A 16,099-nucleotide genomic window follows, 5' to 3' on the forward strand; every position below is an offset into this window, starting at 1 on the left:
GCCTTCTGGCCCCAAACGCACAGAAGCAGAAAGGAATAGTCACCATGGCCGCTGATGGCAGCGCTCTTTCCGATACCCCCCTCTCTCGGGAGAACTTGGATCGTGCGGTAAAAAACGCCCACACCGCTCTGGGCAAGCATCAGCAACAAGACGGCCACTGGGTGTACGAACTCGAAGCCGACGCCACTATTCCAGCCGAATATGTTTTGCTGGAACATTATCTCGACCGCATTGATGACGCTCTGGAACAAAAGATCGGCAATTACCTGCGCCGCACCCAAAGCGAAGACCATGGCGGCTGGCCGCTCTACCATAATGGCAAATTCGATATCTCTGCCTCGGTCAAAGCCTATTTTGCGCTCAAAGCCATTGGGGACGACATAAACGCACCTCATATGCGCCGCGCGCGTGAGGCCATTTTAGACCACGGCGGTGCAGAGCGCACCAACGTGTTTACACGCTGCCAGCTTGCCCTGTTTGGTGATGCCCCATGGCGCGCCACACCGGTTATGCCGATCGAGCTCATGCTGCTACCCCGTAAGGCGTTTTTCTCTGTCTGGAATATGTCTTACTGGTCGCGCACGGTTATTGCCCCACTGCTGGTGCTGGCAGCCCTTAAACCCGTTGCCATTAACCCCCGCCGCATTCATGTGCCCGAACTGTTTGTCACTCCGCCAGAGCAGGTAAAAGACTGGATCCGTGGCCCTTACCGCTCTGTATGGGGGCGTATGTTTAAAGGGCTGGATACGGTGCTGCGCCCCTTGCTGCCCCTTATTCCAACCACAACCCACGAAAAAGCTCTTAAAGCTGCCATAGACTTCATTGAACCCCGCCTAAACGGTGAGGACGGGCTTGGTGCCATCTACCCAGCCATGGCCAACGTGGTCATGATGTACCGCGCCCTTGGCGTACCAGATGAAGACCCCCGCGCAGCAACAGCATGGAAAGCCGTGCAAAAGCTGCTGGTTATTAAAGACGATGAAGCCTATTGCCAGCCGTGCGTTTCCCCTATTTGGGATACGGGGCTGTCTGGCCATGCCATGATAGAAGCCGCTTCTGGCCCTAACGGCATAGAACCAGAAAAAACCCTTACCGAGCTACGCAAAGCCAGTGCATGGTTGCGGGATAAGCAAATTCTCAACGTTGAGGGCGACTGGGCCATTAACAAACCCGGCCTAGCGCCCGGCGGCTGGGCTTTTCAGTACGGTAATGACTACTACCCAGACGTAGATGACACAGCCGTTGTGGGCATGCTGCTCCACCGTGAGGGGGACGAAGCCAATGCAGAAGCCCTTGAGCGCGCCCGCCAGTGGATTATTGGCATGCAAAGCACCAATGGTGGCTGGGGTGCTTTTGATATTGATAACAATAAAGAGCTGCTCAACCACATTCCCTTCTCAGACCACGGCGCCCTGCTCGACCCCCCAACAGCAGACGTAACCGCACGTTGCGTTTCGTTTCTGGCGCAGCTTGGCCACCCAGAAGACCAACAGGTGATTGACCGCGGCATTGAGTACCTGCGTAAAGACCAAGAACAAGACGGCTCTTGGTTTGGCCGGTGGGGCACCAACTATGTTTACGGCACATGGTCTGTGCTGTGCGCCTTTAATGCAGCGGGCATCTCCCACGATGACCCCGCCGTTGTAAAAGCCGTTGAATGGCTCCGTTCGGTGCAACGCCCAGAAGGTGGCTGGGGAGAAGGCTGCGAATCTTACGAAGGCGGTGCACACGGCACGTACAGTGAAAGCCTGCCCTCTCAAACCGCATGGGCCGTGCTGGGCCTTATGGCTGCTGGCCGCCGCGATGACCCCGCCGTCGCCAAAGGTGTTGCGTGGCTTGCTAGCCAGCAGGACGACAACGGCGAATGGCACGAAGACCCGTATAATGCTGTCGGCTTCCCCAAGGTTTTCTACCTACGCTACCACGGTTACAAGCAGTTCTTCCCGCTTATGGCGTTGGCCCGCTACCGTAACCTTGAAAGCAGCAATACCCGCCGCGTAGCTTTCGGGTTTTAAACCATGGCGGCAACGGCACATATTACCCCCACCAAGCCGGGCATTCTGGTTGGCCTTACGGCAGAAGCCAAGTTTATCCGGCAGGTTTTCCCGCATGCCGCTATTGCGGCCAGCGGGGCCACCAGTGCCGGTGCCAAGCGTGAGGCCGCACGGCTGGCAGCGTGCGGCGCAGATTGCCTGCTCTCTTTTGGGTTAGCCGCAGGGCTAGACCCTGCCCTGCCCGCTGGCACCATTATTGTGCCCGAAACCGTCTTGGCCTGGGGTACCACATATGTGTGCGACCCAACCTTGCGCCATATTTTGGGGTCTGGCCAAGCCAGCAGCGTAGGCGGCAGCCTGCTACACAGCGGCCACGTGGTGTTAGATGCTGGAGAAAAAGCCGCCCTTTTTGCACAATCTGGCAGTACGGCCTTAGATATGGAAAGCGGCTTTCTTGCCCGCGCAGCAGCAGATGCGGGGCTACCCTTTGCCGTACTGCGTGTGGTGTGCGACCCCGCAACCCGTACACTCCCACCAGTTGCCGGGGCCGTGCTCTCACCAGATGGTGGGTTGAATATTAAGGCGTTACTCAGCTCATTGTTGCGTAAGCCTACGCAAATTCCGGCCCTTATGGCACTGGGTAAAGATGCAAGCTTGGCCCGCAAAGCCATGCAGAACTTTCTGCAACAACAACGCACCTTGCAAGCGTTTGCGCGCTTAGCAAACTAGGCACTGCCCCCTTGGTGGCCCTTTGCAAAAACGGGCACCAAGGCGCACAGCTCTTACAGGCAGATGCTATAACCCTGCCTTAGTGTACGTAAAGTTATAGCCTCTCCTCCTCCCCCCTCAGAACCTTCATTCTACGCATTAAACCGTATTACGGCTCCATACAGCCCACGCTGTACCCAGCCTTATAGCTGCGTGCCTTGAAATACGTTTTTGCGCCCATTCTATATGTTGCCTTATCGAAACATCTGACTTATTGTTTTGAATAAGGAACATTTAGGTAGTGCGGCGCACCACAGTCTGGCCACCTGCATTGCCTGCGCTTAACAGACTGTTTTTCAAGAATATTGCGGGATCACTGAATGCCACATGCTCATTCCCTTCCCCCTACGCGGCGGCAACTTTTAACCCGTATTGGTACGTTGGCCGGGAGTGCTGCCCTGTACCAAGCCATGACCACACTTGGCCACGCCGCAGGCACAGACTTTAAGGGCGCACCCAACCTGAAAGGGGCCAAAAAAGGCACCAAAGTTCTGGTTTTGGGGGCAGGCCTTGCGGGTATGCTTTCTGCCTATGAACTGCGCAAAGCGGGCTATGATGTCCAAATTCTGGAATTCCAAACCCGTAGTGGTGGCCGTAACATCAGCCTTCGTGGCGGCGATACGGTAAAAGAGCTAGGTGGCGCCACGCAAAAAGTGGGTTTTGCGGCAGGTAACTATATCAACCCCGGCCCATGGCGTATTCCCTACCATCATCAAGGCCTGCTGCATTACTGTCAGGAATTTGGTGTTGAGCTAGAACCGTTTGTTGAGCTTAACCACAATAGCTGGCTGCATAGTTCTGGCGCGTTTGGTGGCAAAGCCGTGCGCTACCGCGAGTTTGCCTCAGACTTCACGGGCTTTACAGCAGAGCTGCTCTCTAAAGCCATTGACCAGCATAAGCTGGACGATTTTGCGACCCCAGATGAACGCGCACACCTACAAAGTGCTATGAAAAGTTGGGGTGCTCTCGACAAAAATGGCGCTTATACCAAGGGTGACATCAGCTCTCTCCGCCGGGGTTTTGAGCGCCCACAAGGTGGCGGCATTGATGGTGCTCCTATTCCATCCAGCCCCTTTGCGCGTGAAGAAGTGCTTAAATCCGGCCTATGGACATGGATGGCATTTCACGAGCGGCTAGACATGCAAACCACCATGTTCCAGCCCGTTGGCGGTATGGATCAAATTGGTAAAGGCTTTACCCGTCAGGTCAAAGACCTCATCACGCTCAACTGTAAGGTAACCGCCCTGCACCAGAGCGAGCAGGGTGTAACCGTTACCTATAACGATATGGCCAACGGTGGGGCTGTGCGCCAAACACAAGCAGATTATTGCGTCTGCACCATTCCCCTCTCGGTACTCTCCCAACTTGATGTGCAAGTGAGCGATGGCATGAAGGCGGCTATTCAGGCTGTGCCCTATGCCTCTTCTGTTAAAATGGGTCTCGAATTCAAACGCCGCTTCTGGGAAGAAGATGACCAGATTTACGGTGGGATCAGCTTTACAGACCAGCAGATCAGCCAAATCTCTTACCCAAGCCATGGCTACTTTAGCAAAGGCCCAGCCGTGCTCTTGGGCGGCTATATGTTTGGCCCCTCTGCCTACGACTTTGCCGGCATGACACCCCAAGAAAGGCTTGAACGGGCCTTGGCTCAAGGCATGGCCATTCACCCACAATACCGCAAAGAGTTTTCAAACGGTGTCAGCTTTGCCTGGAGCCGCGTACCCTGGACACTAGGCTGCTGCGCCATGTGGACAGAAGAGTCTCGCAAGACCCACTACAAAACGCTGTGCGGTGTTGATAACCGCGTTGTGCTGGCCGGTGAGCATGCCTCCTACATTGGCTGCTGGCAGGAAGGGGCCATTCTCTCTGCCCTAGACGCCGTAACCCGCTTGCATAAACGCGCTTTGGGAGCAGCCTAATGCGGTATTACCATAGCCTTTCTGCCCTTGTTCTTGCGGCTGCAACAGTGGCACCGCTTGCCCCCTACAAAGCCGCATATGCCGATAGCGCAAGCGCTGTCGCTGGTAAAATGCAGGCCATGCCAGATGGCGCGGCTGTGTATAAACATGTCTGCCAAAGCTGCCACATGGCAGATGGTAAAGGCGCTGTAGGGGCTGGTGCGCGCTTTCCGGCATTGGCTGGCAACGCTAAACTCAAAACCGCAAGTTACCCCGCCTATGTTGTTCTTAACGGGTATGGCGGCATGCCGTGGTTTGCTGGGCTTTTAAGCGACAAACAGGTGGTTGATGTTGTCGGCTATATTCGTACACACTTTGGCAACCACTATACTGACACACTAAAACCCGACGAAGTGAAAGAGATGCGGCCATCTCTGACCGTAGAGGATCAATAATATGCAGCTTTCCAAATCTCTGCTTCTTGCTGGCCTTATGAGCGCAGGCCTTCTGGCACCGTGCCTGAAAGCACATGCTGAAGACGGCATTATTCGCCACCCGGCAGACCATTTCCCTATTTCTACAGCGGTTGAAGTACCCGCTGGGGCCAGCACCATTTACCTCAGCGGTATGGGTGCCCCCGTGCAGGACAAAACAGCCCCAGCCAAAAGCCTTGAAGCCTACGGAGATACCCAGACACAAACTCTGGCCTCTCTCCAACGGATTGAAGGCGAACTGAAAAAGCTGAACCTGACCATGGGCGATGTCGTGCAAATGCACATTTACATGGTCGCTGACCCACGCACCAAACAGCTCGACTTTCCGGGCATGATGAAAGCCTACACCCAGTATTTTGGCACCGCCAAACAGCCCAACCTGCCAGTACGCTCCGCTTTTGCGGTTGCACAGTTGGCTAACCCCGGCTGGTTGATTGAAATTGAAGTAACCGCTGTACGGCCTGTCAAAAAATAAGCAGGACACTCCCTCTTGCCCTACAGCAGGAGGGAGAACCACCAGCACAACTTGCAGCCCCCTATGCGGCTACACACAGCACAGAAAGCCACGCCTGAGCACACTCGGCTGCTCGGCACCTTAAAGCCGTTGGTTTTATTCGCTATCAGTGCTCTCAAAAATTTAGCCGGGCTGTGCTAAACTGGGGCTTATAGCCAGTAAAACCCGGCCATACTTAATACACCCAATCCCACCAGTAATGGGCAGCCAGCACAGTCTGGGCGCCAGAATTTCCTCATGGCGGCTATCATTAACCACCATGGCTCAGCCACTTAAGCACACAGCAAAACTCTCGGCCAAATCTACCTCATAAGGCAGCACGTATAGGCAGAGGGCTAGGCTATATATGTCGCACCCATTAGCGTTATTGCTTAAAGGCCCGCGCTAACACGTTTTGTGTTTCAAGAGAAACGGGCAACGTTGTGTTCGTAAGCGGCACACCTTTCCACCCTGCACCAAGGGCTGTGTAAAGGTTTACAGCATCACGCAGGCGTTCCAGTTTGGCCAAGGCTTCCATGTTCTGGGCATTTAAGGTTGTACGCTCGGTGGTTAGCACTTCCAAAAAGCCAACAAGCCCTGCCCCATACAGCTTACGGGCGCGCTCACTCGCTAAAGTGCTGTCTTCTGCGGCCTTATGCAGTTGCTCGGCATATTCAATATCGTCATGCCATGCTGCCATGGCATCTTCTACTTCCTTAAAGGCCGTTAACACTGTCTGCCGGTAGGTTAGGCGCGCGGCCTCAGCTGAGGCCTGCGCAGCTCTAATTTCGGCCGTCATTTTACCACCATGCATCAGGGGCAAGCTGGCCATCATCAAAAACTGCCAGCTCATACCGTTAACCTGAAAGAGCTGGTACATGGCTGACGCATTAGGGTTAAAGGTCAGCGGAATAACAAAGTGTGGGTACAGGTTGGCAACAGCTACGCCAATCTGGGCGGTGGCCAACGCGTATTTACGCTCTGCCATACGAATATCTGGGCGGTTCGCCATAACAATAGAAGGCATAGTCGCAGGGAAAGCAGGCACCGTAGGCAGAGGGCGCGGCACCTTAAGCTCATCTTCCAGTTCGCCGGGCATTTTGCCCAACAGCACGGAAATAGCGTGCGTCACCTGCGAAACACGGGTTTTTAGCGGCTCACGCGCAGCAATCTGGGCATCAAGCTCTGCCTGCGCCTGTGCTGTCTGTAAGGTGTTACCTACCCCTTCCAGATACAGCTTATTGGCAAGGTCAACGCCTTCTTTGGCAACCCGAATATTGTTGGTGGCAATACCAATCTGCAACTGGGTAACACGCAACAGCATGTAGTCAGACGCCAGTTCAGACAAAAGCGTCATTAACAACGCGCGGCGGCCTTCAATAGAGGCCTCAACAGCGCGTTCATGCGCTTCTACATCGCGGCGAATGCGCCCAAAAACGTCTAGCTCCCAAGATGCCGTAGCACCGTAGGTGAGCATAGAAGCCTGCGGCCTGTTAGACGGGTTACCGGGGCGAATGGGCCAGTTATCAATATTGATGGAGTAGCGTACATCGCCCCCACCCATATTGGCATCCATCTGCGGGTACCATTGCGAGGCTGAACGATCACGAATGGCACGCTCTGCCAGAATATTCTGGCCAGCAATTTGCAGGTCGTAGTTGCTCTCAATGGCCTGCTCAACAAGGCGGGTTAGAATGGGGTCATGGAAGGCCGCCCACCACTCTGTCATTTCCTTGTTGGTGCGCGCCACTTCTTCTGGCGTTGCGGGGTGCTCTTCTGCGGCTTCTTTAAACTGCGCAGACACCTTCATGCGGTCTGGCTGGTAATTTGGCCCAACAGTGCACGCCGTAAGCAGCATGGTCGAGGCCATAAATAAGCCGAGGCGATGACGAAACTTCATTGTTTTCAGCACCCTGCCTGCGCTCAAAGGTGGTCTTGCAGCCATGTGGTCAGCTTACCGCGCCGCCCACGTGGTTCAGGCCCCACACTGACTGTTGCCGTCATACCTGCCGCCAGCGTGACACTGTCTGGCACATGGTCAAGATGAATACGAACCGGAATACGCTGCGCCAGACGCACCCATGTAAAGATAGGGTTTACGTCTTGCAGGCCCAGCTTATCTGGTGTGCCGTTGGTATCGTTAATACCACGGGCAATGCTGACAACGTGGCCGGTCAGGATAGGTTTGTAGCCCATCAGCTTCACACGGGCTTCATCACCCACATGCACGCCCCACATTTTTGTTTCTTCAAAGTAGCCATAAACCCAGTAAGAATCGGCATCAATAACGGCCATACGGGGCTGGCCTGCTGGCGCATAGTCACCCACCCGCACGTTCAGGTTGGTCACGTAGCCATTAACGGGCGAATACAGCACAGAGCGTTGCAGGTTCAGCTTTGCCAGATCAAGCGCTGCACGGGCTGCGTCCACATCGGCAATCTGGGTTGCAACGTTAGAGTTAAACACTTCCTGCTCTTCCGCAGACACAATGCCACCCAGCCCCATACGGCGGCGTGCGTCGTTGCGTTTTAGCTTCAGGTCTTCCAGTGCTCCATCCAGACGGGCCTGCGCTTCCCGAATGGCAAGACGGAAACGTACCGGGTCAAGCACATAGAGCGGGTCGCCCTTATGCACGTACTGGTTATCCACCACCGGAATTTGCACCACTGTGCCGGGCACTTCAGGGGCCACGTCAACCACATACACGCGCACGCGCCCGTCTCGGGTCCATGGCGCAATCATGTAAACATTCCAGAGGGTGACCCCCAGAACAATGGCCATTGAGACGACCGCAAGGGTCAGGATAACTCGTATCAGGGTGCGCAGAAGGGGCATTGCAGAGACTCAAAAGCCTTTATGGTGGATCAAACGTACAGGATCAGCAGGCAGAAGATACAAACGTATAAAGAAACTTCGAATAAAGCGATGTGCCAGAACCAGCCCAGCACGCCGCTCCACCACAGTACAAACCGAACAAGCATAGTCAGTGGTAAAGCCGCGAGGGCATACACCACCACAGGCGCCATAAAGACACCAAAGAGATTGAACTCCGTCAGCATGACGCCATTCTCGTTACTCTCATAACCGGGCACAGTCCCGCTCGGTTGGTGCAGGCTCTTTGTGGGCCGTAGCCGCCTGCTCAACACGATCAAATATCTGGCAGCATTCAACCATCTCTTCGGCGGTTACATCAGCAGTTAGCCTTGCTGCAACACGATCTGCTGCACGGCTGACCAGCGTGGCAATCTCACGTCCGGTTTCTGTAATGCTCACCAGCTTGGAGCGGCGGTCTTCTTCATCTATGGCGCGTACAATAAAGCCCCGTTTCTCCAGCACGTCTAACAAACGCACCAAAGACGGGGCTTCAAGCGAGAGAGACCGCGCCAAGTCGGTCTGCCTTAAAGGTTTAGCAGAAAGGGTAAGGTAATAAATCGGGCGCCATGTTGCATCTGTCAGCCCGAACTCACGCAGGTCAGCATCAATTTCGCGGCGCCAGACGGCCGCAAGGCGTGCCAGCCGGTACCCGAAAGACCGGCGGATGTCTGCCTTCTGTGCTGAGTGTTCGTGAGAGTTCATTACAAGCCCATGCTAGCAAGCATGCAAACTGTTTGCACACTTACAAATTGCGGGGGCCATCATTCACAGAAAAAAAACCACCCTGCCAATGCAAATTTGGAATGGAACCTATCAGCAAAAGCAGGGCTGTTTAAAAAGGCTCAATACTCAGCCTTTTTTACGGCGCAGCACGTCCCAAATTTTGCGCGTACCGTGCCGCCCAACAGAGGTTGCCACCGTAGCGGTAACAGCCGCCATTGTTACGGATTCGCGCATTTGGGTCATGCAGCGGTTACGGGCAATACGGGCATCGACCTCAGCCGTGGTCAGGTAAGACCGGCGGCCAAACAGCACACAAATAAGCGCCACAATCAGGTCTAGGGCAAACACAGCAAAAGCTGAAGTTACCGGCCCCCAATGAAAGGCAAACAAGAACAAAGCCCACAGGAGGCCATGCCCAGAAACAAGAGCAAAAAAGCCAAACACTGCGGCAACCACCAAAAACGCAGCCTGACGGCCAAGACGAATGGCCATCTGCTGCATAAGGTGGGACTGAGCATGCAGGGCTGACCTGCCAAGTTCAAAAATACGCATGGTCTCCAGGGCTACCTTCGTTCAGAGCACGTTAATGCTTTAGCGTGACAACCGACCGAGGATAAAGCCTACAACGCCAGAAATAGCGATGGAGACAAGAGAGGACGGCCCACGCGTCTGCTTGGAAATGTCTTGGCGCGCATGATTGGCCAGTTCTTTTGCGTTGGCAACCGCCTGATCTGTCAAATTTTCTGCCTTGCTGCCAGCATTGGTCAGTGCAGGCACAATATGCTTGGTAATAAGACGCTCCAGATGCGCTTTCACCGCTTCAATTTCATCACGAGCAGTTTCTACGGCGTCTTCGCTAGCAGCTTTTACTTCTTTGATTTTTTCAGAAGACATTTCAAAAGTCCTATTTGCTCTTAATAAGTGAAGATACCCTATCTTAACGCCAAACTCAGGATATCGTTGCATGCATACCGCGCATGGCTTGCCACTGCCACTCACACTTTCAAATCTGGCCATACAACCGAGTGGGCCAAGCCTAAGCGTGCAAGTACCCCACGGCCAATGCGTTGCGTTATTGGGAATCGGGCCAAACCTGCAAGACTTTGCCCCCCTTGCGCGCACATTAGCGGGCCACACCCCAGCACAATCTGGGCAAATTTTTGTTAACGGGCAAAATGTGACCACTGCGCCGGTTGGTCAGCGCAAATTGGGGTTACTCAGCCCACACTCCCCCCTTTTCTCCCATCTGTCGGTTACGCAAAATATTCTCTTCCCCCTCAAGGCAGAAGGCGGCTTGTCACAAGCCGCAATGACCTACCGCACCGCAGAAATACTGGCACTTATGGGGCTAGATGCTGTTCGCAATGCGACGCCAGCCACACTTAACGCTGAGCAAACATTTCGTGCACAGCTCGCCCGTCTGCTGGTGGTACGGCCTAGCGCCGTCGTACTTGAAACACCGTTTACCGGCATGGATCACAGCAGCACCATGCGGCTTATTACCTTGCTGGAAAAGCTACAACGCGCCATTGGCCTAAGCACCCTGCTGCTTACCCATAACCGTACCGAAGCCCTGCTGTTGGGTGAGCAGCTTGGCATTATGCAAAACGGCGCCCTCCTTCAGCTCAGCAGCCCCGCAAACTTGCTCCAACGCCCTACGTCCGAAGCCGTAGCCACAGCGTTTGGAGAGGCCAACGCCCTAACGGGCAAAGTGCTTTATTTAGAAGATGACTGCGCCGAGCTCCGCCTACCCTCCGGCGAAGTCGTTGAGGCCATGGCCGCCGCAGGGCTGGAAGAGAACGACCTTGCCACCATCTGCATCGCCCCAGACCGGCTGTCTGTTATGTTTCCGCGCACAGCCCCCACAGAAAGCGCAGAACCGGGTATGCTTGTCTGCTCTTTGGTCAGCGCTCGCCACATTGGCACCAGCATTCACCTGCGCTTTCGCTTACATGATGGCACAGAAATACTTGCCCACCGCCCCCCTGTTCATCTCCCCAAAGAACTTGAACCAGGGCGGCTTGCACTTGTAGCGTGGCAAGCTGGTAGCGCTACAGCCTTTCCGATGGATCAAAAATCAGGCTAGAATAGACAATCAGGTTTAACCCCCGCGCATGAGGTCGCTCTACTTTTGCTTCTGCACCATGCCTTTGCACCGCATACAGCCGCACCCAAGCAGACCCGCCGCACTCTCGGGGCGTTTGCGCTCGCCTGCACATTGCTCTCTGGCCTAGCTGGCGGGGCACACGCACGTACCTACCACCGGGTGCGCCATGCGGTACTGCCTGCCTCTCTCAAAGTTCTCACATTCGGGGGGGCTATTGCCGCAACACAGCAAAAGGTTTTGTTTACCCCTTACGAACAAGCCCAAAAACACACCATTAGCGCCACCCCATGGGACGGCACGCTCGACAGCTTAAAAAAGCAAGAAAGCCTTAACCCCAAACGGTGGGCTGCCCTCATGATGGAAAATAGCAGCTTGCAAGTCAGTTGCTCGCTTGGGCTTTTGGTGCGCGACCCTACAGACACCTCTAACGCAAGCTGTGGCCAGCCTTCCGCCACCATAGATTACGCCATGGCGTGGGATCACTCCCGCTTTGAAACGCCCCCCAACTGGGCAGATTTCTGGGATGTAGCCCGCCACCCCGGCCGCCGTGGCTTACGGAAAGACCCACGCACTACGCTAGAAATTGCCTTGCTAGCTGACGGCGTACCATCAGAGGCTCTCTACCGCGTACTCAACACCCGAGACGGCATAGACCGCGCCTTTCGCAAACTCGACCAGCTTCGCCCTTATATTGTCTGGTGGTCTACCCCAGAAGAAGCCGCCCGCATTTTAAAAAGCGGTGGAGCCTTAATGGGGAGCGTACCAACCGGAGAAATCCTCAGCCTACCGCCCACAGAGCGCGAGCATTTTGGTATTTTCTGGAGCCAAAGGCTGGCCGTTAATTACGCTTGGGGTATCCCTAAAACTGCGGGACAAGACGCAAGCGCCCTTGCCTTAGTGGCATGGCTAGAACACCCCACCCAAAAACAAGCCTTTGCCAATGCGTGGCCGTCTCTGCCATCTTTAACTGAAATGGCGTCTGGCCCAGCAGACCTGCAACACCTCCCCTCCGCCATTTCAGTCGATGACACATTCTGGGACACCCATTTGGCAGAGCTGAGCACACGGTTCGAACACTGGGCAACAGAACGTTAAGACAAAGTAGAAACCCGTGCCCGCACCCATTTTTTTCCTATTCCATAGCCTTTTCATGGCGGCCAGCGGCATTGTGCTTGCCGCCGCGGTGCTTAGCCTTGCCCTTCTAAGTCGTCAGGGGCAAAGGCTGCATATCCTTTTGTTGCTTAGTGTTGTACCCGCAACGCTCGCGGCATTAGTGCTCCCTTTTAGTGGTTTGCACACGGCTGGTAGCCTCTTTTTTCTGTCCTTTTTACAAGGTGTGCTCATCGGGCCAATTATTTCTCTGGCCCCTCTCACACGCCTTAAAAATACACCCAGCACATGGGCCACCACCGCACAGGAACTGGGCGCCAACAAAAGCGCACGGTTTCGGCTTTTATGGTTTCCGTTACTCGGCACAGCGTTGGCAATTGGTTTGTTTCTTGCCCTCCTGCTAAGCTTGTTGGGCACTTTTGCCCTTATGCGCGCGACCCTTCCCTGAACCAGAACTGTCGTTTACCATAGGCGACATGACCACACCCCCTTTACCTTTTTGGGAAACCACACCGCTTTCTGAGATGTCGACTCAGGAATGGGAATCTCTATGCGATGGCTGTGGCCGTTGCTGCCTACATAAACTCCGCGACGAAGAAACAGACGAAATTCATTACACGTCTGTTGCCTGCCGCCTGCTTGATACAGCAACCTGCCGCTGCACAGATTACGCCAAGCGCCACCGCAAAGTGCAAGACTGCATTACACTCACACCCGACATGGTAAAAGAGCTCGACTGGCTACCACCAGATTGTGCCTACCGTCGCCTTTCAGAAAATAAGGGCCTTCCTGAATGGCACCCTCTTATTACTGGCACCTATGAGAGCGTTAAAACGTCTGGCGCCTCTGCCGCAGGGCGTTGCATAAGTGAGCGCAAAGCCGGAGACCTAGAAGACTATCTTGTGGCATGGCCCGGCCAACCTACACACACGCCTTAGTGTGTGTCTCTCTACTAAAAACATAAGTCGGTTGCAGTGCTTTACACGACGCACCCACCAACCGACCCTCACCCGGTTCTAGGCACCCCCTCAGCAAGCCATGACCCCACCGCCAGCAGAACTCCTTATTGGCTCTCTCAAAGTGCCCCTTATCTGGCGCACCTCACCCCGTGCACGTCGCCTTTCTGCCCGCCTAGACCCCAAAAAGCGGGCACTTATTGTCAATTGCCCTCCCCATTATCCACAACAAGCCGCTCTCGCTTTTTTACAGACCCAACAGAAATGGATTCTAGAGCGGTTTCAAAAACTCTCGTCACAAACAATTTCTTTTGCCCACGAAGGCATTATTCCCATTGAAGGCAAACCCTATACCATTACGCACCAGCCCAACGCACGCAGTGGTGTCTGGGTTGAGGGCAATACACTTTGCGTGAGTGGCCAAAGCGAATTTATTGCAAGGCGGGTCATAGATTTTCTAAAAAAACGTGCGCGCGCACTTCTTACACAAGAACTGCACCACGCAGCCCATGCAGCAGCCCTCTGCCCGAGCAAACTCGACATTAGAGATACCGCAAGCCGATGGGGCAGTTGCAACAGTGCTGGCCGCATCATGCTGTCTTGGCGTTTGGTCATGGCGCCCCTGCCTGTGCGCCACTACCTGATTGCCCACGAACTCGCCCACTTAAAACACATGAACCACAGCCCTGCCTTCTGGGCTTATACAGACCATTTAACCCCTTACCGCCAGCAAGCAGAGGCATGGTTAAAGCTTTATGGCCCCGCTCTCTTGGGCGCGCAGTAAATTCCCTCTTGCCGCAACGCACCAACATGCTAAAACCCACCTCACTAAACGCCCACCACGCACAATCCACCTACTGGATTATGCCCTAAGCGAACTTGGCGGAATGGTAGACGCAGGAGACTTAAAATCTCCAGCCCGTAAGGGCGTGCGGGTTCGAGTCCCGCAGTTCGCATACCTTAAGGTGTTGATTTTATTGAGAAACCCTGAAAGCGGTGAAGTGTAAACCCGCTTCTCCATAGTCCTTCTCCAAACTGGAGAAGTTCTCAATGCTGGCTCTCGTGGGCACCCATTACCATTTCCGGCGCGTCGTCCCCGTTGCCTTATGGCCCCTCTTCGGCAAAACTGAATTCTGGATTTCCCTCAAAACGGGGAACAAATCAGAAGCCCGCCTCTCTGCCATGGCCCTCCATGCCCAGACCAGTGCGCTATTTAGAACGGCCCGCCTCATGACTGACCCAGCCCAGAAGAAACCCATCACCAAAGACGACCTTCTGGCCCTGTATGAAGACATCATCAAACAGCAGGAAAAGGTCATAGAAAACAGCGAACGCGCTGCCGCAGGGCAACTCAAACTTGAGCGCTACCGTGCCAGCATGACCCGCTATGCAGACCTGCTCAAGACAAGAGCCTTCATTGCCTATTCTTCTGAGGCGTTGGAACGTCTGAACCAGAACATGATAAAACTGCGCAAGGACATGATAACGGGCACGATGCAAGACAAGGCCAGCCTTGCCCGCAAGACCGAAGAGATAGAGCGGCTTCATGCCACTCTAGTCAAACTGTTCCAGACTGGCCCTGCCCTCTCTCAGGCTCCCGGTGCAGTGCCACCGTCCCATCAGTTGGCACCCCCTACACCGTCTCCGGCACCAGTTCTCCCAACCTCCCCACGCCTGACGGAAGCCCTTCAGCTTGCCTTGCTGGCAGACAGCCAGAAAAGTGAAGCTACCAAGAAAGAAACCGCCCGCACGGTAGCACTCTTTGTGCAGGCTTTTGGCGATAAGCCGGTTAAAGAAATTACCGGGCGCGTCGCTGGGGAGTTTAGAGACCTGCTTTTCTCCCTCCCGACCTCCTACGCCAAAGGCAAGCAGGACTTGGATTTAAACGCTGAGGTCGAACGGGCACAGGAGTTTGACCTGCCGACCCTCAGTGGCAAAAGCGTGAAGAACCACTTCATGCGGTTCTCAGCCCTGTGGAACCAGCTTATCCGTCGTGAGATTGCAGAGAAGAACCCTTGGAGCAACTGGGACTTTGACCTGACTAAACGGAACCCGCGCAGGGCATGGACAGATGATGAACTGGCCCTGCTGTCGTCTTCAGTCTGGACATGCAACACCATCTCGCAAGCAACCTTTGCAGGCATTACACTGGTTGCTGCCTATAGCGGTATGAGACTGGGAGAAATCTGCAACCTGAGGAATGAGGATATTCAGGAGGTTGATGGTATCCCCTGCTTCCTTCTCCGCCCCCACCCCGAGGATAAGTGGACACCCAAGACAGAAGCAGGCACCCGGAATGTGCCCATCCATAGTGCTTTGTTGGAATGGGGCATTCTAGACTTCAAGAAAGACAGTGAGAAATTCCTATTCTCGGAACTGAAAACCCCAAAAAGCGGCCCACGTGGTACAGACTTTGGCCGGAACTTCTCAAAATTCAAAACAACGATTGGCCTACCTGCCGCCATCACGTTCCACAGTTTCCGACACACTGTGTCTACCCGTCTTCGTAATCAGGCAGGAGACCTGAGAGAACTGTGGATTGATGCCCTACTCGGTCACGAAGCGAGCCATAAAAGTCAAGGAGCCACCACCTATCTCTCAGGTATTATCACCGAAAATCTGAAGCATACCGTGGAGGTCATTAGGTATCCGACACTCTGTTTAATCAAAAAATAATTTTAT

At 54.5% G+C, this 16,099-nt stretch carries 17 protein-coding genes and 1 tRNA gene; 12 read left to right on the plus strand and 6 right to left on the minus strand.

Annotated features, from left to right (window positions below):
- Positions 1–44: 44 nt before the first annotated feature.
- From shc to Abor_RS01455, 5 genes are all read left to right on the plus strand, one after another.
- Complete coding sequence (gene shc / locus Abor_RS01435) at positions 45–2,015, plus strand: squalene--hopene cyclase (protein ID WP_048840054.1); 1,971 nt, start codon at positions 45–47, stop codon at positions 2,013–2,015.
- A 3-nt stretch (positions 2,016–2,018) separates the two neighbouring features.
- On the plus strand, positions 2,019–2,723 hold the full coding sequence (locus Abor_RS01440) for a phosphorylase family protein (protein ID WP_048840055.1): 705 nt from the start codon (positions 2,019–2,021) through the stop codon (positions 2,721–2,723).
- Between the two features lie 359 nt (positions 2,724–3,082).
- Complete coding sequence (locus Abor_RS01445) at positions 3,083–4,681, plus strand: flavin monoamine oxidase family protein (RefSeq protein ID WP_048840056.1); 1,599 nt, start codon at positions 3,083–3,085, stop codon at positions 4,679–4,681.
- A complete protein-coding gene (locus tag Abor_RS01450; RefSeq protein ID WP_048840057.1) occupies positions 4,681–5,115 on the plus strand; it encodes a c-type cytochrome in 435 nt (144 codons plus the stop codon). Before Abor_RS01445 ends, Abor_RS01450 begins: the two co-directional genes overlap by 1 nt.
- Before the next feature lies 1 nt (position 5,116).
- On the plus strand, positions 5,117–5,629 hold the full coding sequence (locus tag Abor_RS01455; protein ID WP_048840058.1) for a RidA family protein: 513 nt from the start codon (positions 5,117–5,119) through the stop codon (positions 5,627–5,629).
- Positions 5,630–6,032: 403 nt separating this feature from the next.
- Here Abor_RS01455 and Abor_RS01460 read toward each other — a convergent pair whose 3' ends face one another.
- From Abor_RS01460 to Abor_RS01485, 6 genes are all read right to left on the minus strand, one after another.
- Entirely contained in the window at positions 6,033–7,547 is a 1,515-nt protein-coding gene (locus tag Abor_RS01460; RefSeq protein ID WP_048840059.1) for an efflux transporter outer membrane subunit, read from the minus strand.
- Between the two features lie 23 nt (positions 7,548–7,570).
- Positions 7,571–8,482, minus strand: a complete 912-nt coding sequence (locus tag Abor_RS01465; protein ID WP_048840060.1) for an HlyD family secretion protein — start codon at positions 8,480–8,482, stop codon at positions 7,571–7,573.
- Positions 8,483–8,511: 29 nt separating this feature from the next.
- Positions 8,512–8,706 (minus strand): DUF1656 domain-containing protein, encoded by a 195-nt coding sequence (locus Abor_RS01470; RefSeq protein WP_048840095.1) that lies wholly within the window; start codon positions 8,704–8,706, stop codon positions 8,512–8,514.
- 19 nt (positions 8,707–8,725) lie between these two features.
- The gene (locus tag Abor_RS01475; protein WP_048840061.1) at positions 8,726–9,223 is read right to left on the minus strand and encodes a MarR family winged helix-turn-helix transcriptional regulator; all 498 of its coding nucleotides are present in this window, start codon (positions 9,221–9,223) and stop codon (positions 8,726–8,728) included.
- Positions 9,224–9,370: 147 nt separating this feature from the next.
- The gene (locus Abor_RS01480) at positions 9,371–9,796 is read right to left on the minus strand and encodes a phage holin family protein (protein ID WP_048840062.1); all 426 of its coding nucleotides are present in this window, start codon (positions 9,794–9,796) and stop codon (positions 9,371–9,373) included.
- Positions 9,797–9,835: 39 nt separating this feature from the next.
- On the minus strand, positions 9,836–10,138 hold the full coding sequence (locus Abor_RS01485; protein ID WP_048840063.1) for a hypothetical protein: 303 nt from the start codon (positions 10,136–10,138) through the stop codon (positions 9,836–9,838).
- Positions 10,139–10,208: 70 nt separating this feature from the next.
- On the opposite strand from Abor_RS01485, the gene Abor_RS01490 reads away from it, so the two are divergent.
- The 7 genes from Abor_RS01490 to Abor_RS13085 all read left to right on the plus strand — a co-directional run bounded on the left by Abor_RS01490 (position 10,209) and on the right by Abor_RS13085 (position 16,093).
- A complete protein-coding gene (locus tag Abor_RS01490) occupies positions 10,209–11,330 on the plus strand; it encodes an ABC transporter ATP-binding protein (RefSeq protein WP_048840064.1) in 1,122 nt (373 codons plus the stop codon).
- Positions 11,331–11,375: 45 nt separating this feature from the next.
- Positions 11,376–12,446: an extracellular solute-binding protein gene (locus Abor_RS01495; protein WP_052946334.1), complete on the plus strand. Its 1,071-nt coding sequence runs from the start codon at positions 11,376–11,378 to the stop codon at positions 12,444–12,446.
- A gap of 55 nt (positions 12,447–12,501) precedes the next feature.
- Positions 12,502–12,909, plus strand: a complete 408-nt coding sequence (locus Abor_RS01500) for a hypothetical protein (RefSeq protein ID WP_126621191.1) — start codon at positions 12,502–12,504, stop codon at positions 12,907–12,909.
- Between the two features lie 28 nt (positions 12,910–12,937).
- Positions 12,938–13,399: a YcgN family cysteine cluster protein gene (locus tag Abor_RS01505; protein WP_048840066.1), complete on the plus strand. Its 462-nt coding sequence runs from the start codon at positions 12,938–12,940 to the stop codon at positions 13,397–13,399.
- Between the two features lie 100 nt (positions 13,400–13,499).
- Positions 13,500–14,201 (plus strand): M48 family metallopeptidase, encoded by a 702-nt coding sequence (locus tag Abor_RS01510; RefSeq protein ID WP_048840067.1) that lies wholly within the window; start codon positions 13,500–13,502, stop codon positions 14,199–14,201.
- A gap of 89 nt (positions 14,202–14,290) precedes the next feature.
- Positions 14,291–14,373, plus strand: a tRNA-Leu gene (locus Abor_RS01515).
- 94 nt (positions 14,374–14,467) lie between these two features.
- Positions 14,468–16,093: a site-specific integrase gene (locus tag Abor_RS13085; RefSeq protein WP_244877852.1), complete on the plus strand. Its 1,626-nt coding sequence runs from the start codon at positions 14,468–14,470 to the stop codon at positions 16,091–16,093.
- Positions 16,094–16,099: the final 6 nt, after the last annotated feature.

This window comes from Acetobacter orientalis, from assembly GCF_000963965.1.
In the GTDB taxonomy this organism is placed as follows: domain Bacteria; phylum Pseudomonadota; class Alphaproteobacteria; order Acetobacterales; family Acetobacteraceae; genus Acetobacter; species Acetobacter orientalis.

Excerpts from the sequence above, each read along its gene's own strand:
- shc (WP_048840054.1), top strand. The coding sequence starts at position 45 with ATGGCCGCTGATGGCAGCGCTCTTTCCGATACCCCCCTCTCTCGGGAG.
- Abor_RS01440 (WP_048840055.1), top strand. The coding sequence starts at position 2,019 with ATGGCGGCAACGGCACATATTACCCCCACCAAGCCGGGCATTCTGGTT.
- Abor_RS01445 (WP_048840056.1), top strand. The coding sequence starts at position 3,083 with ATGCCACATGCTCATTCCCTTCCCCCTACGCGGCGGCAACTTTTAACC.
- Abor_RS01450 (WP_048840057.1), top strand. The coding sequence starts at position 4,681 with ATGCGGTATTACCATAGCCTTTCTGCCCTTGTTCTTGCGGCTGCAACA.
- Abor_RS01455 (WP_048840058.1), top strand. The coding sequence starts at position 5,117 with ATGCAGCTTTCCAAATCTCTGCTTCTTGCTGGCCTTATGAGCGCAGGC.
- Abor_RS01460 (WP_048840059.1), bottom strand. The coding sequence starts at position 7,547 with ATGAAGTTTCGTCATCGCCTCGGCTTATTTATGGCCTCGACCATGCTG.
- Abor_RS01465 (WP_048840060.1), bottom strand. The coding sequence starts at position 8,482 with ATGCCCCTTCTGCGCACCCTGATACGAGTTATCCTGACCCTTGCGGTC.
- Abor_RS01470 (WP_048840095.1), bottom strand. The coding sequence starts at position 8,706 with ATGCTGACGGAGTTCAATCTCTTTGGTGTCTTTATGGCGCCTGTGGTG.
- Abor_RS01475 (WP_048840061.1), bottom strand. The coding sequence starts at position 9,223 with ATGAACTCTCACGAACACTCAGCACAGAAGGCAGACATCCGCCGGTCT.
- Abor_RS01480 (WP_048840062.1), bottom strand. The coding sequence starts at position 9,796 with ATGCGTATTTTTGAACTTGGCAGGTCAGCCCTGCATGCTCAGTCCCAC.
- Abor_RS01485 (WP_048840063.1), bottom strand. The coding sequence starts at position 10,138 with ATGTCTTCTGAAAAAATCAAAGAAGTAAAAGCTGCTAGCGAAGACGCC.
- Abor_RS01490 (WP_048840064.1), top strand. The coding sequence starts at position 10,209 with ATGCATACCGCGCATGGCTTGCCACTGCCACTCACACTTTCAAATCTG.
- Abor_RS01500 (WP_126621191.1), top strand. The coding sequence starts at position 12,502 with ATGGCGGCCAGCGGCATTGTGCTTGCCGCCGCGGTGCTTAGCCTTGCC.
- Abor_RS01505 (WP_048840066.1), top strand. The coding sequence starts at position 12,938 with ATGACCACACCCCCTTTACCTTTTTGGGAAACCACACCGCTTTCTGAG.
- Abor_RS01510 (WP_048840067.1), top strand. The coding sequence starts at position 13,500 with ATGACCCCACCGCCAGCAGAACTCCTTATTGGCTCTCTCAAAGTGCCC.
- Abor_RS13085 (WP_244877852.1), top strand. The coding sequence starts at position 14,468 with ATGCTGGCTCTCGTGGGCACCCATTACCATTTCCGGCGCGTCGTCCCC.